Below are 24,502 nucleotides of genomic sequence, written 5' to 3'. Positions count from 1 at the left end.
CACCTTTTTATTGATTCATTGCTTGAGATAATATGCGAATAATTGTATCTACTCCTGCTCGATTTGGATTGATACGTAACATTGTACTTTCAGCTTGTGGATTTTCTTGTCTAAATGTGCTAGATACACGATAAATCAATGGACAAAATTCATATTTTGATTCTGCTCCTACCGGATGTCCTAGAGCACCTAACTGACAAGCTGTTTCAATCACGTCTTTGGCAATCGGTTCTTCCAATGTCACAATAACAACTCTTGATTGTGCATTAGCAATATAAGCTCCTTTAACACCTTTTACTTCACCCTCATTTAATCGACGACACAGCTCTGTTCCCACATTCGCAGAAATCGCCAAAGAAACCGGTGCATACACCATACCTCTTAATACTTCTAACGATTCATACCCTTGTACTTGCCCTCCACCAGAATAATTTTCTGCTTTTAGTTTTTCAATATACTCACGTTTTCCTGCAATGCAGCCAATGCCTTCAGGTCCTAATAATTTAAAGGTTGAAAAACAAGAAAGTGTTGCTCCTAATTCTGCACCAATACCTTTTGTTTTTAAAGCAGCATAATTATCATCTGTAATGATGTTTATCGTTGGTGCGAATTCTTTTATCCATGTAATAAGTGTTTCTAAATCGTATGAATCATTTAACTTCTGACGAGTTACTTGAATTAAAACAGCATCAATCTGATGTTTTTTCAAGCATTCTTGAACAATTTTTTTGTCATTAAAATCCGCTTTTATTGTCTGTAATCCTAGCATATCGATAGACACTTTTGTTGTTGGATAAATGGGTGCATCATGTACGAGTACCGTTTGTCCACTATTTAATAAAGCATGTAATCCTAATCGAATAGCATTCGTTCCTGCTCCTCGTACAAGTAAAGTAGCTTCAACATTGAAAAAATCTGCTAATACAGTTTCCACTTTTTTCGTGACACTCGGTTGATTCAATCCTTTCACAACACCTAAATCACCATAACTTAAAATGTCTGTTCCAGAAAAATATTTGGTAATCGCATCGACCAATTTAAATTGTAATTGTTGTGCTTCTTCAAGCGTTAAACTCGTTAAAGGATATGTCATGATTTACTTCCTTTCATAAAGGTTTTAGGATTATCCACTAGCATTTTACGAATAAATGTTTCACTCACACCATTTTCTAGTGCCATTGGAACAAAAGTATCCAATAAATACGCATACCCCATACCACCTTGATACGTTAAATGTGATTTTCTTGTAATATCCATTGATAAGAATACTTTATCTATATATCCTCTTTTTTCAATTTCTTTTAACATGTTTATTCTCGTCAAATCAGGTTGATAATTTTCTTTTCCAACTGTATCAAACTCGACGTAAACACCTTGATCTAACATATATAAAACATACTCCGCATTACCTGTTAAGTCAACATGTCCAATAACAATTTTTTCTAAATCTGTTTTTTGTTTTTTGAAAAAGGCAATTTGTTCATGTCCGTATGTCCCTAATGTTGTATGTGTAGTAATAGGAACTCCTGTTTCTTTATGTGCAATAACAGAGGCTTCGAACACTTTTCTTTCTCTGTCTGTCATTAGATTTTTACTCGTACCGATTTCACCAATAATTTGTGCTTTGATTGTTGTATCCGCAATGCCTTGTGTGATTTCTTTTATCATAAAATCAGCTAATTGTTTCACACTTGCATCTGTTACAAAGTCGGGTAAAAATTTGTCTTGGTAAAAACCTGTTGCTTGTATCACATTTATTTGTGTTAATTCAGCAACTTTTTGGACATATACAGGATTACGTTTCATATCTAAATTCGTCACATCGACAATATTACGAACGCCTCTTTCATATAATCCCTTAAACTCTTGAACTGTTTCATCAAAACAGTTTAAATTTGTGTCATCAATGCCTTTTAAACGAGATAAGTCAATGGTTGTATGTTCGTGCATATACGTGATGCCGTCTATCCAAGTCATAGAAACACCTCATTACTTAGCAACGACTGGGATAAATAAACCAATCAAATATAAAATATTTACGATAATACCTAAACTAATCGTTGCCATTGGTCCTACTGCCAATTCAACAACTGGTTTTTTCGCTTTTCTGTTTAACAATAGTAACCCGATTACCCAGAAATAACCAATTCCAGGAGCAATTTGCTCACACGCCATAGCACCTCCGACTAATAAAGCTATTTCTAACACTTTATTCATCGCTGTACGAATATGTTCACCCATGTCACGAATACCTGGGAATTTATCTAATGCTTTTGCTACTAAAGATAATAATTGAACTTCAACAAACATTAACAAAGCACCTAAAACAAAGGCAACAGCTGGATTACCATGTAAAGCAATACCTGCAACAAACGCAAATGTTGTTCCCGCTGGACTGTACACACCTGTTACAATCGCTGTTGAGAAAACAAGTGGAATAAAACCAATACCACGCGCAAATGCTGCTAATGCTGCTTCATTAAATTTCGCATCTTTTAATAAGTTTAATGAAATTGGATCTCCTGCAATAATCAATAAACTTGTTGCTGCAGCAACTAATCCGCCTGTTAATGCTAACCATAACCAATTTTTCTTAATGCGATTCACACGTTCTAAAAAGACACTAACTAATGCTTGGTTTGATTCTGTACCATCGCTTTTTACCATCATGGCAAAAATAATCATAAAAATCATACCAACTAATAATGACATACCTTCTGCACTTAATTTAATAGCTGTTCCATTGTCTAATGTGATTGTTCCAAAACGTTTTACAAAAACAAGTGTTAATAATGTTGCACCTAATGCCACTGCACCTTTTTTCATACCATGTTGGCTTGCAATAGCAATCGCTGGGAAAATACTGAATGCAACAATAATTGGTGCTCCAACAACTGATAATGACGGCATGAAATTCACAGGTAACATAGCGAATAAATCAACGACTTTTTGCAATCCTAAAACAAGACCAATACCATAGATTGCTCCAACACCACCAGATAAGACTAAACCAAGTTTTCCTTCTGGTGCCCATGAGCCGATAATGTCTGTCATCAATAAAATACTATGTACTAAAATAATAGATGCCCCGATAGATACTGGAATACCAAATCCAATAACTAAACCAAAACTTAATGCAAAACTTGTTGCTGCAAGTTCTTTCTTCCCAATTTTACCTTCTAAAAATTCTGGTAAAATAGGTCTTAATCCGTCATTAAAAACGGCAATACCTTTATTTGATAAAATGGCACATAATCCACCTAATAAGGCAATTACGACTAATTCTAAAATTTTTGATGTTTCCATATTTATTCTCCCTTATTATTGTTCATTTAATGCTTTCATAATGATTGGAATAACGATTTCTTTATGTTGTGCTGTAAAGCCAAATGCTTTTTTACCACTTTTAACATTTTCTATAATCTCTTCATCACTCATAACGTGACCGGGCATAGAGATAGTGACACATTCTTGTCTACCTAATAAAGCTAAAGCCATTGCTAAGGCACCGCCACCACCTGTATTACATGCTCCAATGTAGTAATCTGCTGCTCCTGTTTTTACTGCCATTGCAGCATCTAAATCATTTTTAATTGAAATATCGTATCGATTTTCTCCATACGCTTCAACTAGTTGCTTCACTTCTTCTTTATCAATTTGCCCACCAATAACAATTTTTTTCATTTTATTTCTCCATTTTTTCTAGATAAATATTTTTTACAGTATAGTTTACAGATGCAGCAAAATCATTGATGACATTATAGGCTCCGTTTTCTTTTTGTCCATTATTCATTTTATTTGTCAATAAAATAATAACAATATTTTCTTTTGGAGAAATTGTCACGTATGTACCTGTAAATCCATTATGTCCTAAAGCGTCATCAGATAATTCTTTTAACCATGCATTATGTTTAATAAAACCATGTGCTTGAACTGTACCACTTTTTTCTGTATGGACATCTTCTAAAAAGGCATTTAACACTGTTTCATCATATAAAACTGTTTGTCCACTTTTTCCTTTATCTAATAAAACTTGATATAATTTAGCTAAATCTGAAGCTGTTGAAAATAGCCCTGCATGTCCTGCGATTCCTTCATTTGCCATACCAGCATTTCCGTCATTTACTTCACCTTGTAATTCCACTTGACGCCAATTCATAAATTTATCAAATGCATCTTTATCTTCACTCATATCATATCCAAAATTAGGATAGTTCACTTCATCTATCATTCTTAATTCATAAGGATTTCCGTATGATGTTACAGCAATTTGATTTTTATCAATATTTTTTGACAACGGATTAAACATTGTATGTTTTAAACCAAGTGGCTCATAAATTGTTTTTTCAACATAAGTATCAAAAGGTTGATTTGTTATTTTTTCAATAACAAATGCCAATGTCATAAAACCTAAGTCACTATATTTATATGTGCCTGTTTCAAACATCAATGGTTGATTTTCAATATATTCTAACGCTTTTTCACGTGTATTGGCATATAAATAAATAGCTTTCCATTGTGGTAGCCCAGATGTATGACTTAATAATTGCCCTATTGTCACATTTTCTTTACCGTTTTTAGCAAAGTCTGGTAAATAAGTCGCTACTTTATCATCTAATTTTATTTTCCCTTCATAAACAAGATGCATCATAGCTTGGGTTGTTGCACTTATTTTTGTCACGGATGCTAAGTCAAATAATGTATCATTCGTCACAGCTATTGGCTTTTCTACCTTAGTAGGTGGATTATTCGCAAAATCAAATGCTTGTATCACACCGTAGGATTTATTAAACACTAATTGTCCGTCTTTCATAATGGCAATTTGAGCACCTGGAACAGCTTTTGGATTATCTTTTGCTAGCTGACTACGAACATAAGTATAAGCAATTCCATCTATAGATTTTTCCAATGCTAAATTCTCATTTGGTTTAGCCATTGTAACTGTTGTTGATGTATCTGGCTTAGTCATTGTGTCCTTTGTTGGTGTTTGGGTACAAGCACTCAATCCAAAACTCAATAATGCAACGCTACAAAATAATGTGAGTGTTTTTCTCATAAGTATCTCCCTTTCATTATTGTCCTAATCATTGTGATTTGTTCCATTGTTACCAGCTAATTGATATAGGTATTTAATATTCTCCATACCCTTTCCAAATACGAGCCTCTCTTTCGTTTATTTTATTTTTTCAATATACATTTTTTTGTACATTGAAAAATCATAAAGATACAAAGATGAAAACGTTACCTATCTTCAATTACCAACATTATAATATATACTCTCTAAAATGTAAACCTTTTCTTCTCGTGAGTGTACACTGTTGTCAATCAACAATTTCACGAATAAATCCTTTATATTGAGAGAGTAATTCTTCTGCTTTTTGACTTGATACACTAAATAAAATCATGACAACTGCTACTTTTGTTCGCTTATTAGCCAATAAAAATGTTTTTTCCGCCATTATTTTTGTACAACCTGTTGCTTCTTGAATAATTGAAATAGCTCTTTTGTACAATTTTTCATTACTTGCCACAACGTCTATCATTAGATTTTGATACACTTTTCCTAATTTTATCATCGCTGTTGTTGAAATCATATTTAAAATCATTTTCTGTGCAGTTCCTGCTTTCATTCTTGTTGAACCAGTCAACACTTCTGAGCCAACAAAAACTTCAACTGGATAATCTGCTAGAGCAGACATTTTTGAATGTTTATTACATACAATCGCACCTGTTTTAGCACCTATTGAATGCGCATATTCTAATGCACTCACAACATAGGGTGTATTACCACTAGCTGCTACGCCAATCAATATATCTTTTTCACAAAAAGAGATAGCTTTTAAATCAAGAACGGCTTGTTCGGTATCATCTTCTGCACCTTCTACTGCTTGTGTTATCGCACTTGTTCCTCCAGCAATAATTCCTTGAATCATTTCACAAGGTGCATTGAAGGTCGGAACACATTCACTTGCATCTAATATACTTAATCTACCACTTGTTCCTGCACCAATATAAATAAGTCTTCCTTGATTGCTTAATATAGTAACGACCATTTCAATCAACTGATTGATACTTGGTAACGCCTCTTTCACACATCGAGCAACTTTACCATCTTCTTGATTGATAAGTGTGGTAATTTCGGAAATAGACATTGTATCCAATGCCATACTTTCTTGTAATCTTGTTTCTGTTATATGTTCTTGCATATTATCACCTCTTATATTAAATATTATAATGCTTTCAGAATGTTTTATCTATAACAAATAGCACTTCTTCGTTACATCCCACTAAACAAATAATAGATAAGGCAACCTATCTATAACGAACTACAAAAATAGAACTGTTCTAAATGCCAATATCTTTTTAAATGACTATTCGACAATTATCACTCTATACTATTTGGTGTTGATAGCTTCCTTTCGGAAGCCATCAACACCTTTTAAATTATGGCTCTATAGTAAATCGTGTTGGTGGAAATAATCCACCAACACGATTTATTATAAAGTCACCTAAAAATGACTTGAAATCAACAAGTTCAACGAGTTGATTTCAAGTCGTTTTCTATTTAGGAATATTTATTTACATTTATACAAACGGTTAGTTTCCCATATTTTCATTTTGATGGTAGCTCTATCTTTTCTTTACTTTTGTCCATAATAAGCATTTTTACCGTGTTTACGCAAATAGTGTTTATCCATTAGCACTTGTGGTGCTTGTTCAACATTAGGGCAAAGTAATTCTGTGTTTTTTGCCATGTCGGCCACTTCTTCTAAAACAACGCTGTGATAAACAGCCTCTTCTGGTGTTTTACCCCATGTAAAAGGACCATGATTTCTAACAATTACTCCGGGAACCGCCATTGGATTTATGTGTCTATGATGAAATGTTTCAATAATGACATCTCCTGTTGACTTTTCATAATCCCCATTGATTTCTTCTGCTGTGAGTGATCTTGCACAAGGAATTGAACCGTAAAAGTAATCAGCATGTGTTGTCCCGTAGAAAGGAATATCTCGTCCTGCTTGAGCCCACGCAACTGCTTGGCTAGAATGTGTATGTACGATACCGCCCACTTCATGAAATGCTTTATATATCTCAAGATGTGTTTTTAAATCGGAGGATGGACGTAATGTACCCTCAACAATATTACCATTTAAATCGGTAATCACCATATTTTCAGGAGATAGTTTTTCATAGTCAACACCACTTGGTTTAATAACGACTAAACCCGTTTCTCTATCAATGGCACTCACATTTCCCCATGTAAATTTCACTAATTTATGCTTAGGCAAATCACAATTAGCTTCATAGACACGTTCTCTTAGATTTTCTAGCATTATCGTAACCCCGCTTTCTCTAATAATGGATATAAAAAGGCTTGAGCTTCTTGAATGGCAGCTTTTGTTTCTTCGACTGTATCACAATTTTCAGACCACATTTCAATTAAAAATGCACCTTGATAATTAGTTTCTTTCAACACACGGAAGCATTCTTCCCAATCAACACATCCTTTGCCAAATGGTACATCTCGAAATTGTCCTTTTTGTGTTTCTGTAACGGCGTATGTATCTTTTAAGTGCATTGCGGCAATTGATTTATGCCCTAAATAAAATTCACTATACAAATCATTATGCCATGCAGAAACATTACCTGTATCAGGATACACAAATAGATACGGAGAGTTGATTTCTTTTTCAATCGCTAAATATTTTTCAATACTATTGATGAACATATCATCCATAATTTCGATAGCTAAAATCACTTGACATTGCTCTGCCCAATCACACGCTTTTCTTAAATTTTTCATAAACCGACGTCGTGTTTCAGGAGATTTTTCTTCATAATACACATCATATCCGGCTAATTGAATGACACGAACACCTAAATCTTGTGCCAACTCAATACATTTTTGCATTAACACTAATGATTTTTCTTCTATTGAAGCATCACTAGAACCCAATGGATAACGACGATGTCCACTAAAACAAATACTTGGAATGCGTACTCCTGTTTCATAAATGGCTTTAACAATATCTAACCGTTCCTCTTTTGACCAATCTAAACGTGATAAACGTGCATCTGTTTCATCAATAGACATTTCGACAAAATCAAAACCTAATTCTTTGGCAAATAATAATCTTTCTGGCCAGGTCATCTGCTTAGGTGTTGCTTTTTCATAAAGACCGATTGGACGTTTCATACTACTCACCCCAAATACGTCTAATTTCATCTTTGAATGCTCGTGCTGCTTGAGCAGGATTTTCAGCTTCTGTAATCCCTCGACCTGCAATAAATGTATACACATCAACACCTTTGAATAAAGCTAATGTATCAATGTTTAATCCACCTGTAACAGATACTCTAAATCCCATATCAATCAATTTTTTCACTTTAGATAAATCTTTTTCTCCCCATGTTTCTCCGGCTAAAAGAGCATCTCTACTTTGATGATAAATGGCTTGACTAATCCCTGCATCTAACCACATTTGTGCTTGCTCATAAGTCCAATCACCATATAGCTCAACTTGAATTTCGCCTCTATCACCACGTTCTTTTTTGATTGCTTTGTCTGCTGCTTGCATCGTTGGAATGGTTGCTGAACAAATACATGTCATCCAATCTGCTCCACGAACTGCATTATTTTTTGCAACAGTTCCTCCTGCATCTGCACATTTTGTATCGGCTACAATAATTTTATCTGGAAATAAGTTTCGTAAAACTTGAACCAATTCACTACCGACTTGTAATAAGCACACTGTTCCTGCTTCAATAATATCTACCTCTTGTCCAACTGATACGGCAGCAGTAATTGCTCCTGTTAAATCAGAATGATCTAAGGCAACTTGTAAATTTGGTATATGTTTTGTCATCGTGTACGCTCCTATTCTTCTAAGTTTAACCCCTCTAAATACGGACTATCTTTTGACTCATCAATCAAATCATAGACATCTTGAGCAGATTGACACGCCAATAAACGTGCAATCGAATTTTCTAGCTCTAATAATGCAATAATCTGTGGAATGGCAACACTTGTATGTATTTTTGAACTGGTTGCTGCTAAAGCAATTAAAACACTCACTTCTTTTCCGTCAGAGAAAGTCACGGGTTCTTTTAAAGTTATCAATGAAAAAGCATCCTTATTCACACCTGCTTCTGGTCTTGCATGAGGCATTGCCATACCGGGCATTAAAATATAATATGGTCCATATTCATTTGTTGATTCAATAATGGCATCATAATATTGTTCTTCAACAGCTTGACTAGCAATGAGCGGTAAAACAGCTAATTTGACTGCTTCCTCCCATGTTGTTGCACTTAGACCTAAACAAACTGACTGATTATCAAGTAATGCTTGTTTTAAATTCATTGTTGTCCTCCTTATCATTCAACATAAAAGGATTGAACAGGTTCAAATCCCTTTTATGTTGATTGTTCAATCCTTTATATTTTATACATGTAGTACTTCTGATAATTTTTCAGAAATTTCTTTATCGTCCATTAAATTATCCAAACCAACAAGATGACCTTGTGTACGTCCTTGTAATTCAGAAATCAAATGTTTTGATGCAATGACAACATCATATTGACTTGCCATTCCTTTTGCTTCAGCAATAGAACAAGAGTCTGTTTTAAAATCAGACACACCCATTTTACGAAGTGCCATTTCTACTTTCATTTTGACAACCATTGAACTGCCCATTCCGTTACCACAGGCTGCTAATACTTTTAACATATATAATTCCTCCACTATTGAACTTGTGATTCATAATATTTTTGTTTGTCTTTTGCTTTCAAGTACTGTAATTGTGGGATTGCTAAAAATCCTAATACGATTAAGACAATACCGATAATACCAGATACACTAAATAATCCACTTGCACCGACCCATGCTGTTGTGAAGTCGATATTTCCATGATATCCACCTTTTAAATGTAATAGCATAACCGCTAATGCACCACCGACAACTTGTAGTATCCCTGAAAGAAACGGGAATAAAATAGCTGCTTTAGCACCACCACGTTTATTGGCAAACACGGCAATCGTTGCATTATCAAAGAATACAGGTACAAAACCAGTAATAATTAAGACTGGACTTTGGAATAAAATCATCAAACCAATTGTGATAAATTGTCCAATAGCACCGGATACGAATCCGAATAACACGGCATTAGGTGAACCAAATCCATATGTTGCTGCACAGTCCACAGCAGGTACTGAACCAGATAATAATTTATTTGAAATACCTTGGAATGATTGTGTCAATTCAGAAACAAACATACGTACCCCTGTCATTAAAATCACTAAATAAACAGAGAATGTTAATGCTGTTGAAATAATGTACATAAAGAATTCTTGTTTTTTAGGATCAAACACCGCATTCCCAACAATATCTTTATTTGTTAAAATATCTGGACCTAAAATCGTTAAAATAGAACCGAAGAATAATAACATCAATGTTGCAGATGCAACAACGTTGTCATGGAAAATAGATAAGAAATTAGGTAATTTCAAATCATCTAATCCTTTTTTAGGATCCCCTACTTTTGCCGCCAATTTATCTGTTACCCAAACAGCTAATTGTTGTTGGTGCCCAACGGCAAATCCTGCACCACCTGTTAAATGTTGTGTTGCTTCAACTGTTAAGTTAGATGTTACAGACCAATACAAACCACATAATAATCCGATAACTAATACACCCATTTGATTACGTAATTCAGGTACTAAGAATAAAATAATCCATGAGATTGTTGTTGCTTGTTGCAACATAATATGACCTGTAATAAACAGTGTACGTACTTTTGTAATTTTTCTAAATAGTACTAAAACAATATTCACTAAAAAACCAATCAATAGCGCTGTTGTCGCAACACTAACAAAATCAGGTAATGTTTCTTTTAAAGAACTATTGACAGAAGCCAATCCAAAATACGGATCAATAACGGCCGCATTTAATTGGAATTTTTGATTGAGTGCTGCCAAAATCGGTCTAAACGTCACAACCAATCCTGCGGCACCAACATTTAATAACATATATCCTACTGTTGCTTTTACAAATCCTGCAAAAACTTCATGTAATGGTTTCCTTAATAATAAATAACCAATAATAACGAGTAACCCTACAAAAAACTCAGGTTTTTGTAATATGTTTTTAGAGAAGAACTCTATCAATCCTTTAACGATATCCACTGTATTTCCCTCTTTCTTTTTATTTATTTTTATAACATTGATTTAAATTGAATATTTGGCTCTTGTTCAAAGCAATCATCAAATCCTCTTGGGTGATGATATTCGATTAAATCTTTATCTCGTGGATAAACATATTTTCCACCAACCTCCCAAATGAATGGATGGAAAGTATATTGTAATCTATCTTTACGCATGCGCCATAAATCAATAATTTCTTGTGTACTTGCCATAAAGTTTGTCCAAATATCATGATGTACTGGAATGATAACATTTGTACGTAAGCACTCAGCCATACGTAATAAATCAATAGATGTCATCTTATCCGCAATCCCTACTGGGTTTTCACCATAATTATTTAATGCCACGTCAATATCAAATTGTTTACCATGTTTGGCAAATTGAATGGAATAATGTGAATCTGCACCATGATAAATCGTACCTCCTGGCGTTTCAAAAACATAATTCACCGCTTTACGCCCCATTTCTTCATCAGACGGACAAAGACCTGCAAGCTCTCCGTTTTGTTCCTCAGCTCCTTCCACTGGTAGTGTGACTAAGCATGTACGGTCAAATGAATCCAGTGCATGAATTTTTATATCTTTCAATTCAACCGTATCACCCGGTTTCACTGTAATCAATCTATCTTCTGGCACACCCCACTCTTTCCAAAGGCGTGTACAATGCCACGGCCCTACAAACTTCACATGGTCTAATTTTGGATTATTGATAATAGCTGCTGCAACATTCACATCAATATGATCGCTATGATAATGTGATGCCAAAATAAAGTCCACTTCATTTATAGCGAATGGATCTAATACCATTGGCTGTGCTCTTAAATTCGGTTGTAATTTACGAACCCCCGCCATATTAGCCATTTGATGCCCACGTACCATATCTTTTACTTTCTTTGTATTTTTTCCACGACTACACCATAAATCCATACAGATATTTGCTCCTGCTGGTGTTTTAATCCAAATACCAACGCAGCCTAACCACCACATTGCTACTTGATTTTCAGGCACAACCTCATTTTCTATTTCTTCATTTAACCATGTCCCCCATTCAGGAAAGGTGCTTAAAATCCAACTTTCACGAGTTATTTCATGTGCTTTTCCCATTTTTATACCTCCAAAATGTTTTACTATAAGTTTAGTATATTCCCTTTTACATAATAAAAAAGTCCAAATAAAGCACACAGTAGTGTACATATTTGGACTGATTAGGAAATGATGAACAAAGAGCACTAATCAAGTGTTTCTTTATCAATCATTAACTCTTTATCTAATACATTTTGAATATCTATAACAGCATTTTCTCGTTGCTGTTGATTTGGAATATAGTTTGCTAATACTTGATGAAGTTGTGTAGCAACACACTCATTCATGTTTGATAATCTATATCCTGAACTCACTTGCAACAAGTGAATAATATCTTGTACTTGAAAAATAGGATTTACTAACACACATGGTTTATCGACGACGACATCATGAATCGTTGTTACAATAAAATCAATGGATACGTCTTGAGGAATATCCTCTATTTTTGAAACAGTGGCAACATGTTCTAGTTGAGAAATATATGTTTTACACTGACGGATTAGTAAATCTTGTATTCCTACCCCTTCATCTGTCAATAATACCATTCGGTATAAATGCACTTTTTTTCTTTCCTTTTGTAAAGCCCCACCAAAATGAACAGTCAAATATGAAATATCATCATCGTTTAAATGAATGTTCATTTTTTCTTCTAATAACGGTACACATGTTTTGACAATAATAAATAAATCTTTATATTTCTTTTTAATATCATCTTTTAATGGATTTTTTGTAAAAACATTGTACTTTTTACGGTATATTAGCACTTTAAAATGTACCAATAATCGTTCGCATAATGCCTCTTTATATGTCAATTCAATACGTGCTTGTTTTTCAAAAGCTTCCACAAATAATACTAAATATTGCGATAATTGTTGATAATCTTTACTTAATAAATGCTTGTCATAGTCCTTTCTACTTGATAAAAGCATCAATGCTGCAACATAAATATCGGCAATAGAAAAATTGATATGAAATATTTTTTCCATTTCCAACATGACTTTCATAGCAAAACGATACTCTAATCTCACAAAAACTTCTTTTAGGTTTTCTTCTATATGATGATTTGACACATTTTTTAAACCCAATATCAAATAGGGATATACATCCACCATATGTCTTAAGTCTTTATCAATAAAGTTTTTACCGATTTCTTTTTCTATTTTCTTGATAGCCTGATACAACTGTATTCTAAACGCATCTGACAACAAACACTCCGACATATCATTACCGTGTAACATCTCTTTTATCATGCTAATAAATATCTCATTTTTCGATTGGAAAATTTGAATAAATAAGGCATACATAAATTCAATGGCAACATTTCCTTTTGCAATAAAATGGTACCCATCTTTTTTATTGACCGACATCGAAATGTCATGAATACTATTTTGTAAGTATTCTCGAATAGATGTTAAATCATTTAAAATTGTATTGCGTGATGACTGAGAAATCGACATCAGTTGCTGAATGGTAATTTTTGACGGTGTTGTTGCAATATAAAACATCAATAATAACTGACGTTCTTCTGTACTTAAAATATAGCTAACATCTTTTGTTTTCAATACTGTTTGTATATATTGTTTTTGTTTAACAGTTAATAAAATGCCAATTTTTTGTTTATTGACTATTTTTGGCAAATGTTGTTCATCTAAAACGTCGTTTATTTTCTCTAAATGATAATAAACGACTCGCCTAGACAATCCTAATTGTCTTGCCAATTCTGTTACAGAAATCGGATTTTTTTGTTTCAGTAACTCATTGATCAACAAACATGTTTTGTCATCTAAATAAGATACCATGTGTACACCCTTTTCTTTTGTTCGACCTCACCATTACACTTCGTTTAAAACAAATTTTAATTTAGGCAATTTATTTTTTGCACATTCTGGACATAATCCTGTTATTTCAAAGCGATGTCCTGAAATTTCATATCCCGGTAATTGATTCATAAAATAATCCATTGGGCACATTTCAATTTCTGTAATTTTTTCACAGCGATCACAAATGAAATGGTGATGATGCTTATGTGTCGAACAATGCATCAAGAACACCTTTTCTCCATTTCTTTCACTCGATTCAAGAATACCTTGCTCCACAAAGGTATATAAATTACGATAAATCGTATCATAACTCAACCCTTTGTAAGTATCTTTTAATGCTTCTTGAACATCTTTAGCAGTAATAAATCTCTCTGCTTTGGCAATTACTTCTAACATTGCTTGACGCTTTGGCGTGTTTTTATAGCCTTTTGCTTTCATCAGTGCTATGGCACGTTGTACTTCTTCCATGCGTTACCTCCTATTGCACAATTTCCTCTAATAAATGTGGATTAAATTGTCCACTTCGTAACATGGCAATTTCGTGTTTATAAGGTGGACGTGTATTTTTTTTATCCTCTCCAACTTGAACATACGGTGTTTCTAAAATTTTAGGTAAAGCGACTAATTGTGGATGATGCACCACATAATGTAACGCATCAAATCCAATTTCTCCAAACCCTATATTAGCATGTCTATCTTTTTTAGCACCTCGTACATTTTTAGAATCATTCACATGAATGACTTTTAATTTATCTAAACCTATAACTTTATCAAACTCGTTTAAAACACCGTCAAAATCATCTTTAATATTATAGCCTGCATCATGTGTATGGCATGTATCTAATGTCACCGACAATTTATGATTATGTGTCACACCTGAAATAATATCTGCTAGCTCCTCAAAACTTCTACCGATTTCAGTACCTTTACCCGCCATTGTTTCTAAAGCAATTTGTGGCACTTGATCACTATCTAAGGCTAAATTTAAACCTTCAATCAAACGCCTAATAGCTACTTGTGAACCGGCACCTACATGTGCTCCTGGATGCATCGTAATTTGCGTTGCACCTAGAGCTGTCGCACGCTTGATTTCTTCTCTTAAAAATTCAACAGCAAATTCAAAATGATCGTTTTTAATTGTATTTCCTAAGTTAATAATATACGGTGCATGTACCACAATATTTGAAATACCAAATTGCTCTAATGCTGCTTTACCTTTATCTATATTTAATTCTTCAATAGGTTTTCTACGTGTATTTTGGGGTGCACCTGTATAAATCATCATTGTTGTTGCCTCATACATGTGCGCTTCTTTTGCAGATCCCAATAACATATCTTTTCCATTCATTGATACATGAGAACCTAATAAAAGCATACTCTGCCTCCATAAATCAGTTTTAAGTAAAGTATATCATAAATTACTTCAAAAACAATCCAGATTGTTTATATAATAACGATTTCCGAACATAATAAGTCGGGCTAATCCTCTCAAAACGATTAGCCCGACTTTCTAGTATTTATTTGCTAGTCATCATAAATACATTCTTTATGTCAATTATTTTTTATGTCGCCAGTATCTTCTACGACATAGTGCACTACAAAATTTAACACGTTTATCAACAACACCTTCTCGTGTTGTCACTTTATCTCCACATCTAGCACATATAAAGGTACGGCTACATGTATAATCAATCCATTTCGTATTTTCTAAAGAATTATTTTTATTATTTTTTGTCATAACGTCTCCGTTTCAATCCTACTCCAAATACAGTAAGAGCAACACCTAATAAGGATAAATCTGAATATTTCTCCCCTGTATGCGGTAATATTTTTTCCTCATTTTGAGATTGTGCTTGATCTTTTGATTCGAATTGGCTATATTTTGATGCATCATATCCTTTAGTATTTGTAACAGTGATTGTTATTGATACACCATCTGATGAACCATCTGGATAAGTAATTGTTACTGGTATCTTGATGATTGTACCTACTGGTGTTTCATCTGGTACTTTGACTGTAATACGCCCATTTTTATCAACATGAACTATTGTGCCCTCTAAACTTGGTTCCCCTATTTCTACAGTCGTACCTTTAGGTAATGACGATCCCTCATTTATTACCGTTATTTCTTCACCTGGTTTTGCTACTTTCGGAACATATACAGGTGTTGTTTGATCTGATATTGTCGGAACACTTGGAGATGGTTTTATTACCGGTATAGATGTCGCATCATTTGGATTACTTCCTTTTTCTTTTTCCTCTTTATCAGATACGCCATCGCCGTCACTGTCTAGAACTAACGGATTGGTACCATCATGTTTTTCATCACCATCGTTGACGCCATCGCCGTCACTGTCTGGAACTAGCGGATTGGTACCATCGTGTTTTTCATCTCCGTCGTTCACGCCATCGCCGTCACTGTCTGGAACTAGCGGATTGGTACCATCGTGTTTTTCATCTCCGTCGTTCACGCCGTCACCATCACTATCTGGAGCCAATGGGTTTGTACCATCATGTTTTTCATCGCCATCGGTCACTCCGTCACCATCACTGTCTGGAACTAACGGATTGGTACCGTCGTGTTTTTCATCTCCATCGTTCACGCCATCGCCGTCACTATCTGGAACTAACGGATTGGTACCATCATGTTTTTCTTCTCCATCATTTACACCATCGCCGTCACTATCTGGAACTAACGGATTGGTACCATCATGTTTTTCTTCTCCATCGGTTACACCATCACCGTCACTGTCTGGTTCTAATGGATTCGTACCGTCGTGTTTCTCATCACCATCATTGACACCATCTCCATCACTATCCGGAACTAACGGATTCGTACCATCATGTTTTTCTTCTCCATCGTTGACACCATCATTATCACTGTCTGGAGCCAGTGAATTCGTACCGTCATGTTTTTCATCGCCGTCGGTCACACCATCATTATCACTATCCGGAACTAACGGATTGGTACCGTCATGTTTTTCATCTCCATCATTGATACCATCGCCGTCACTGTCTGGTTCCAACGGATTGGTACCATCACGTTTCTCATCGCCGTCGTTCACGCCGTCACCATCACTATCTGGTTCCAATGGATTCGTGCCGTCGTGTTTCTCGTCGCCGTCGTTTACACCGTCATTGTCACTATCTGGAACCAATGGATTCGTACCATCGTGTTTCTCATCTCCATCGTTCACGCCATCACCGTCACTGTCTGGAACCATTGGGTTTGTACCGTCATGTTTTTCATCTCCGTCGGTTACACCGTCATTGTCACTGTCTGGAGCCATTGGGTTCGTGCCGTCGTGTTTCTCATCTCCATCATTGACACCATCGCCATCACTGTCCGGAACTAACGGATTGGTACCATCGTGTTTTTCTTCTCCGTCGGTTACACCGTCACCGTCACTATCTGGAACCATTGGGTTTGTGCCATCGTGTTTCTCATCTCCATCGTTGATGCCATCACCGTCACTGTCTGGAGCCATTGGGTTTGTGCCATCGTGTTTTTCATCACTATCATTGACACCATCTCCGTCACTGTCTGGAACCAACGGATTGGTGCCGTCGTGTTTCTCATCTCCATCGTTCACGCCATCTCCGTCACTGTCTGGAACCATTGGGTTTGTACCGTCATGTTTTTCATCTCCGTCGTTCACGCCATCACCATCACTATCTGGAACTAACGGATTTGTACCGTCATGTTTTTCGTCACCATCGTTGATGCCATCTCCGTCACTGTCTGGAACCAACGGATTGGTACCATCATGTTTTTCATCTCCATCGTTTACGCCATCATTGTCACTGTCTGGAACCATTGGGTTTGTACCGTCATGTTTCTCATCTCCATCATTGACACCATCGCCGTCACTGTCTGGTTCCAATGGATTCGTACCATCATGTTTTTCTTCTCCATCATTCACGCCATCTCCGTCACTATCTGGAACTAATGGGTTTGTACCGTCATGTTTCTCATCGCCATCAGTCACGCCGTCATTATCACTATCCGGAACTAACGGATTCGTACCATCATGTTTTTCTTCTCCATCGTTGACACCATCATTATCACTGTCTGGAGCCAGTGGATTCGTACCGTCATGTTTTTCATCACCATCGTTGATGCCATCACCGTCACTGTCTGGAACTAACGGATTGGTGCCGTCGTGCTTTTCATCTCCATCATTGACGCCATCGCCGTCACTATCCGGAACTAACGGATTGGTGCCGTCGTGTTTCTCGTCGCCGTCATTGACGCCATCACCGTCACTATCCGGAACCATTGGGTTTATACCGTCATGTTTTTCATTACCATCGTTGATGCCATCACCGTCACTGTCTGGAACTAACGGATTGGTGCCGTCGTGCTTTTCATCTCCATCATTGACGCCATCGCCGTCACTATCCGGAACTAGCGGATTGGTACCATCGTGTTTCTCATCACCGTCGTTCACGCCGTCATTATCACTATCCGGAACTAACGGATTGGTACCGTCGTGTTTCTCATCGCCGTCGTTCACACCGTCATTGTCACTATCCGGAACTAACGGATTCGTACCGTCATGTTTTTCGTCACCATCGTTAACGCCATCGCCGTCACTGTCTGGAACTAACGGATTGGTGCCGTCGTGTTTCTCGTCACCATCGTTTACACCATCACCATCACTGTCCGGAACCCTTGGATTTGTGCCGTCATGTTTTTCATCACCATCATTGACACCATCGCCGTCACTATCTGGAACCATTGGATTCGTGCCATCGTGTTTTTCATCTCCATCGTTGACGCCATCGCCGTCACTGTCTAGAACTAACGGATTGGTACCATCATGTTTTTCATCTCCATCGTTGACGCCATCGCCGTCACTGTCTGGAACCAACGGATTCGTACCATCTTGTTTTTCATCTCCATCGTTGACGCCATCGCCGTCACTGTCTGGAACCAACGGATTCGTACCGTCATGTTTCTCATCTCCATCGTTTACACCATCTCCGTCACTGTCTGGTCCCAACGGATTCGTGCCGTCATGTTTTTCTTCTCCATCAGCTAAACCGTCATTGTCACTATCTGGAACCAATGGGTTTGTACCGTCATGTTTTTCGTCACCATCGTTGACGCCATCTCCGTCACTATCTGGAACTAACGGATTCGTGCCGTCGTGTTTCTCGTCGCTGTCGGTTACACCATCGCCATCACTATCTGGAACTAACGGATTGGTGCCATCGTGTTTTTCATCACCATCGTTGACGCCATCACCGTCACTATCTGGAACCATTGGGTTTGTACCGTCATGTTTTTCATCTCCATCGTTCACTCCATCGCCATCACTGTCTGGAACCAACGGATTGGTACCGTCATGTTTCTCATCTCCATCGTTTACACCGTCATTATCACTATCCGGAACTAACGGATTGGTACCATCATGTTTCTCATCACCGTCGTTCACGCCATCGCCATCACTATCTGGAACCAATGGGTTCGTGCCATCGTGTTTCTCATCTCCATCGGTCACGCCGTCACCGTCACTGTCTGGTTCCAATGGGTTTGTACCATCATGTTTTTCATCTCCATCGTTTACACCGTCATTGTCACTGTCTGGAGCCATTAGGTTCGTGCCGTCGTGTTTCTCGTCGCCGTCATTCACGCCATCTCCGTCACTATCCGGAACTAGCGGATTGGTACCATCGTGTTTCTCGTCGCCATCGCTCACGCCATCACCGTCACTGTCTGGAACTAACGGATTCGTGCCATCATGTTTTTCGTCACCATCGTTGACACCATCATTATCACTGTCTGAAACCAACGGATTCGTGCCATCATGTTTTTCATCTCCATCGGTTACACCATCACCGTCACTATCTGGTTCCAATGGGTTTGTACCGTCATGTTTCTCGTCACCATCGTTGACGCCATCTCCGTCACTATCTGGAACCAATGGATTCGTACCATCATGTTTTTCATCGCTATCGTTCACGCCGTCGCCATCACTATCTGGAGCCATTGGGTTCGTGCCATCTTGTTTTTCGTCACCATCATTGACACCATCGCCGTCACTATCTGGAACTAACGGATTCGTACCATCATGTTTCTCATCTCCATCGCTCACGCCATCGCCATCACTATCTGGAACCAATGGGTTCGTGCCATCGTGTTTCTCATCTCCATCGGTCACGCCGTCACCGTCACTGTCTGGTTCCAATGGGTTTGTACCATCATGTTTTTCATCTCCATCGTTTACACCGTCATTGTCACTGTCTGGAGCCATTGGGTTCGTGCCGTCGTGTTTTTCGTCATTGTCGGTTACACCGTCACCGTCACTGTCTGGATCATTTTTCGCTATACCGCTTGCGGTATCTGATACATTACCAGCATTATCTGTTGCCGTAGCACTCACAGTACTACCGTCTTTTACTTTCTCTGCTGGAATAGTTACCACACCTGTTGTTGCATCAACTGGCACATTTGGATCACTGCTTATCCATTGTCCGTTCTCATCTTTAGTGATAGTCACGGTTACTGGGGTGTCACTACCTTGGGGTGTATACGTAATCTCGACTGTTTTCGTATCGACATCATTTGGTGGTGTTGCCGTGACGCTGCCATCGTCGTTCGGGGTCACTATTGGGGTATTTGGGGCTTTGGTATCTGGATCATTTTTCGCTGTTCCACTTGTGGTATCTGATACATTACCAGCATTGTCTGTTGCCGTGGCACTCACGGTACTACCGTCTTTTACTTTCTCCGCTGGAATAGTCACCACACCTGTTGTGGCATCAACTGGCACATCTGGATTACTGCTTGTCCATTGTCCGTCCTCACCTTTAGTGATAGTCACGGTTACTGGGGTGTCACTGCCTTGTGGGGTATATGTAATCTCAACTGTCTTCGTATCGACATCAGTTGGTGGTGTTACTGTCACACTACCGTCGTCGTTCGGTGTCACTACCGGAGCACTTGGAGCTGTCGTATCTGGATCATTTCCCGCTATACCGCTTACAGTATTTGATACATTACCTGCATAGTCTGTTACCTTGGCACTTACGGTACTACCGTCTTTTACGTTCTCTGCTGGAATGATCATCACACCTGTCGTCGCATCAATTAGCACTTCCGGGTTACTACCTATCCATCGTCTGTTACGATCTCTAGTAATAATCATTGTCACTGGGTCATCACTGCCTTGTGACGTATAGGCAACCTCGATTATCTCCGTATCGGAATCACTTGGTGGTGCTACTGTCACACTACCGTCATCATTTGGTATCACCATTGGATCACTTGGAGCTATCGTATCCGGATCATGTCCCGCTGTACTACTTGTGATATTTGACACATTACCTGCATTGTCTGTTGCCGTAGCACTCACGGTACTATCGTCTTTTACGTTCTCCGCTCGAATAGTGACCTCACCTGTTGTTGTATCAACGTTCACATTTAGATCACTACTTATCCATTGTCCGTTCTCATCTTTAGTGATCGTCACGGTTACTGTGTCATCGCTATCTTGTGGTGTATACGTAATCTCAACTGTCTTCGTATCAACATCATTTGGTGGCGTTACAGTGACGCTTCCGTCGTCGTTTGGGGTTACTCTCGGAGCATTTGGGGATACTCTATCCGGAAAAGATGTTCTATCATTTGGATTCGTTCCCTCTTGTATCTCAACGCCGTCATCAAATCCATCATGATCTGTATCTTTAATTCTTGGATCTGTATGATACGTTCTTAACTCATCACGGTCAGTTAAGCCATCACCGTCTGTATCAACCTTTAACGGACTTGTATTGATAGATATTTCATAACCGTCCTCTAATCCGTCACCGTCACTATCTTTAAGCAATGGATTTGTACCTTCACCTATTTCATCACTATCAACCACGCCATCGCCATCACTATCTGGATTATTAGGGTCTGTACCATAACGGGTTTCATCTTTATCTGATATACCGTCACCGTCACTATCTATAACCCGATTATTTTTTGCTGTACCACTCGATGTAGTCGACACATTCCCTGATGTATCTGTTACTGTAGCACTCACTTGACTACCGTCTTTTACTTTCTCTGCTGGAATAGTCACCACACCTGTCGTCGCATCAACTGGCACATCCGGGTTATTGCTCGTCCATTGTCCGTCCTCACCTTTTGTCACAGTGACTGTCACCGGTGTATCACTATCTTCTGGTATATAGGAAATGTCTACTTTCTTCGTATCTAAATCACTCGGTGGGGTTACTGTCACACTACCGTCATTATTGGGTGTTACTGTCGGAGCACTTGGTGCTTGTGTATCTCGCACATTCACATGTACAGGGACATCTTCACTTGAACCGTCTGGATACGTTATTGTCACAACACCCTCTTTTAAGCCTGTTTCAGATGTATTTGGTTCTATTTTCCAAGCATAACGTAAACCAGTAGTATCCACACCTAAATCTTCTGAACGACTCCACTGCTTATTAAAACGTTCAATCATTTCTTTAGGTGTTACCGCTGTATCTTTATCAACATCAACTGTTGGTTTTACTTGCGGAATATATTGCTCGGCTTGTGACGGTAAGACACCTACCGTAAATAAATTATTCACATTTGACGTTGTATCTGTATTTAAATCTGTATAATTGCTAATACTTCTATTTTTAGCATAAATTTGATATTTTTTTAACGAATCAGTCACCAATTTATCATGATTTCCCACACTAATATCAAATGCTTCATGATTATTATTTGTTGCACTGTCTATTGATAATGTATCACTCTGATTGTCATTGGTTATTGGGACATTGGGTATTGTAATATTTTGACTACCACGCTTACTTACTGGATCAACCACATCTAAAACTTTAATCGTAGAGTTGTCTTTTTTATAAACGATATTGTTTTCAAGAGAATAACCGTCTTGATTTTCTTCTGCTTTTCGTTTTTCAACCCCCTCTAACGTTCGTTGGTTTGGCTCTTTCGGTGTCGCAATCAACTCTTTCAATAAATCATCCGTATTCAACGGTATATCGTCTAACACATTGTATTTATACACAAATGTATTCGCATTCGTTTTTTCAAATCCGTATTTAGCATCAGACTGCGTGCGATTTTCAACCGTTTGATGCTCATTCGTGATAACATAAGTGTCTGTGACAGTTTGTTCAGAAATAGCTCTAGTACTCCCTGTAACATAATTATGTTTTCGACTATTAAGAACTGCAAAACTTGACATCATACCAGTAACAAATGGTAAGTCATTGTCTTCTTCCGATACAATATCACCTTCAACAATCATTCGATAGGCATCATCATGATCGTTTTTTTCCCAATTTATATATATGTTATCTAATAAAGGGTTTCCTGAACTATCGTTTAAATTAACTTCATTATTTAAAAATCTTGCTAAATCACCACCTCCATACGTAACCCTGCTGTTCCATTCTTTGTCAAATGTATTCTCTTCTCTAGACCCTAAAAATCTTGTGTTTGTTTTCCAATCTTTAGGTGATACTTCCCATTGTTTTTCCCACGGTCTATCTTCTCTTAGTCTTTCAAATTTAGAAACACTTGTCACGTTGACACCTGCTGGTACGACAAAATATAGCATCGGTCTATTCATATGTTCATGCCCTGTATTAAAAAGAATATCCCATTTAACATGTCTTTTTCCATTTTCATCTGTCGAAATATATTGTGTATATCGCACATGTGTATCAACATCGGCTAATGTTCTGTTATCTCTAACTAATTTAAACGACCCATCCGGATAGTGCTCGGCAAATCTCCCGTATGGATTACCCACTTCTTCCCCATAAACAATACTTATTTGGTTTGTAACATCTAATCCTGGAGTTAGAATAAAAGATGCTCCAATCATGACTGAGAATGTGCCGATAGTAAATTTACGAATGCTAAATTTACTAACTTTTTTAAATATATCTGGTTTTTTCAATAGTATATCCTCCCTTTTATAAACCATAAACGGAAAACGCTACACCCCTTTAGTTAACGTTTTTTTATATACCCCATTTCTTTTGTACGAGAAAGTAGGATTTTTTAGGACATTGTGCTATAATCCCTATACGGAACTCAAAACCCTTATTTATAAACGTTTTTTTCACTGATTTCTCTTATGTTTTTTATTAAGAGCACAACATTTTCTTTGTCCTAAAAAGTCTAGTTTTTTGCATGATTTTTTTGTTTATTGTGCAAAATATATTAAAAACTACTCTTCTCTTTTTCAAAGAGCACAAAAAAGCAACTAGAGAGCACTTTCGTGCTCTCTAGTTGCTCAGACTGTTGACAATATATCTAAAAAATCCAACGTATTTTTCCAGTTTTGAAAAATACGTTGGATTTTACATTTAAAAATGATAAATAAAGAACTATATTGTAAAAAATGGCTATCTCTCGTGAGT

18 protein-coding genes are annotated in these 24,502 nt (G+C 37.2%); all 18 read right to left on the bottom strand.

Annotation, left to right across the window (positions count from 1 at the left end):
- Positions 1–7: 7 nt before the first annotated feature.
- On the bottom strand, positions 8–1,093 hold the full coding sequence (locus GMA11_RS04520; protein ID WP_205422889.1) for an aminotransferase class V-fold PLP-dependent enzyme: 1,086 nt from the start codon (positions 1,091–1,093) through the stop codon (positions 8–10).
- Entirely contained in the window at positions 1,090–1,977 is an 888-nt protein-coding gene (locus tag GMA11_RS04515) for a phosphotriesterase (RefSeq protein WP_163546031.1), read from the bottom strand. The genes GMA11_RS04520 and GMA11_RS04515 overlap by 4 nt, the downstream gene beginning before the upstream one ends.
- 12 nt (positions 1,978–1,989) lie before the next feature.
- On the bottom strand, positions 1,990–3,306 hold the full coding sequence (locus GMA11_RS04510; protein ID WP_163546030.1) for a YhfT family protein: 1,317 nt from the start codon (positions 3,304–3,306) through the stop codon (positions 1,990–1,992).
- 15 nt (positions 3,307–3,321) lie between these two features.
- Positions 3,322–3,684: a DUF2620 domain-containing protein gene (locus GMA11_RS04505; protein ID WP_163546029.1), complete on the bottom strand. Its 363-nt coding sequence runs from the start codon at positions 3,682–3,684 to the stop codon at positions 3,322–3,324.
- Between the two features lies 1 nt (position 3,685).
- Positions 3,686–5,056 carry a serine hydrolase gene (locus GMA11_RS04500; protein ID WP_205422888.1) on the bottom strand — a complete coding sequence of 457 codons (1,371 nt, stop codon included), beginning with the start codon at positions 5,054–5,056 and terminating at the stop codon, positions 3,686–3,688.
- Between the two features lie 265 nt (positions 5,057–5,321).
- Entirely contained in the window at positions 5,322–6,206 is an 885-nt protein-coding gene (gene murQ / locus GMA11_RS04495) for an N-acetylmuramic acid 6-phosphate etherase (protein ID WP_163546028.1), read from the bottom strand.
- A 435-nt stretch (positions 6,207–6,641) separates the two neighbouring features.
- On the bottom strand, positions 6,642–7,337 hold the full coding sequence (locus GMA11_RS04490; RefSeq protein WP_163546027.1) for an L-ribulose-5-phosphate 4-epimerase: 696 nt from the start codon (positions 7,335–7,337) through the stop codon (positions 6,642–6,644).
- Complete coding sequence (locus tag GMA11_RS04485) at positions 7,337–8,200, bottom strand: L-ribulose-5-phosphate 3-epimerase (RefSeq protein WP_163546026.1); 864 nt, start codon at positions 8,198–8,200, stop codon at positions 7,337–7,339. The genes GMA11_RS04490 and GMA11_RS04485 overlap by 1 nt, the downstream gene beginning before the upstream one ends.
- A 1-nt stretch (position 8,201) precedes the next feature.
- Positions 8,202–8,870: a 3-keto-L-gulonate-6-phosphate decarboxylase UlaD gene (locus GMA11_RS04480; protein ID WP_163546025.1), complete on the bottom strand. Its 669-nt coding sequence runs from the start codon at positions 8,868–8,870 to the stop codon at positions 8,202–8,204.
- Positions 8,871–8,881: 11 nt separating this feature from the next.
- On the bottom strand, positions 8,882–9,367 hold the full coding sequence (locus GMA11_RS04475; protein ID WP_163546024.1) for a PTS sugar transporter subunit IIA: 486 nt from the start codon (positions 9,365–9,367) through the stop codon (positions 8,882–8,884).
- An 81-nt stretch (positions 9,368–9,448) separates the two neighbouring features.
- A complete protein-coding gene (locus GMA11_RS04470) occupies positions 9,449–9,733 on the bottom strand; it encodes a PTS sugar transporter subunit IIB (RefSeq protein WP_163546023.1) in 285 nt (94 codons plus the stop codon).
- Positions 9,734–9,747: 14 nt separating this feature from the next.
- Complete coding sequence (locus tag GMA11_RS04465) at positions 9,748–11,187, bottom strand: PTS ascorbate transporter subunit IIC (protein ID WP_163546022.1); 1,440 nt, start codon at positions 11,185–11,187, stop codon at positions 9,748–9,750.
- 29 nt (positions 11,188–11,216) lie between these two features.
- Positions 11,217–12,308 (bottom strand): L-ascorbate 6-phosphate lactonase, encoded by a 1,092-nt coding sequence (ulaG, locus tag GMA11_RS04460; RefSeq protein WP_163546021.1) that lies wholly within the window; start codon positions 12,306–12,308, stop codon positions 11,217–11,219.
- Positions 12,309–12,433: 125 nt separating this feature from the next.
- On the bottom strand, positions 12,434–14,086 hold the full coding sequence (locus tag GMA11_RS04455) for a PRD domain-containing protein (protein WP_163546020.1): 1,653 nt from the start codon (positions 14,084–14,086) through the stop codon (positions 12,434–12,436).
- A 33-nt stretch (positions 14,087–14,119) separates the two neighbouring features.
- Positions 14,120–14,575, bottom strand: coding sequence for a Fur family transcriptional regulator (locus GMA11_RS04450; protein ID WP_163546019.1), 456 nt, complete (start codon positions 14,573–14,575; stop codon positions 14,120–14,122).
- Positions 14,576–14,585: 10 nt separating this feature from the next.
- Positions 14,586–15,482 (bottom strand): deoxyribonuclease IV, encoded by an 897-nt coding sequence (locus tag GMA11_RS04445; protein ID WP_163546018.1) that lies wholly within the window; start codon positions 15,480–15,482, stop codon positions 14,586–14,588.
- Positions 15,483–15,662: 180 nt separating this feature from the next.
- Complete coding sequence (locus GMA11_RS04440; RefSeq protein ID WP_163546017.1) at positions 15,663–15,845, bottom strand: hypothetical protein; 183 nt, start codon at positions 15,843–15,845, stop codon at positions 15,663–15,665.
- Positions 15,832–24,036 (bottom strand): YPDG domain-containing protein, encoded by an 8,205-nt coding sequence (locus GMA11_RS04435; RefSeq protein WP_163546016.1) that lies wholly within the window; start codon positions 24,034–24,036, stop codon positions 15,832–15,834. The genes GMA11_RS04440 and GMA11_RS04435 overlap by 14 nt, the downstream gene beginning before the upstream one ends.
- Positions 24,037–24,502 lie beyond the last annotated feature (466 nt).

This window comes from Granulicatella sp. zg-ZJ (assembly GCF_010892355.1).
GTDB lineage: Bacteria > Bacillota > Bacilli > Lactobacillales > Aerococcaceae > WM01.
This window is presented reverse-complemented; position numbering and strand designations above follow the sequence as displayed.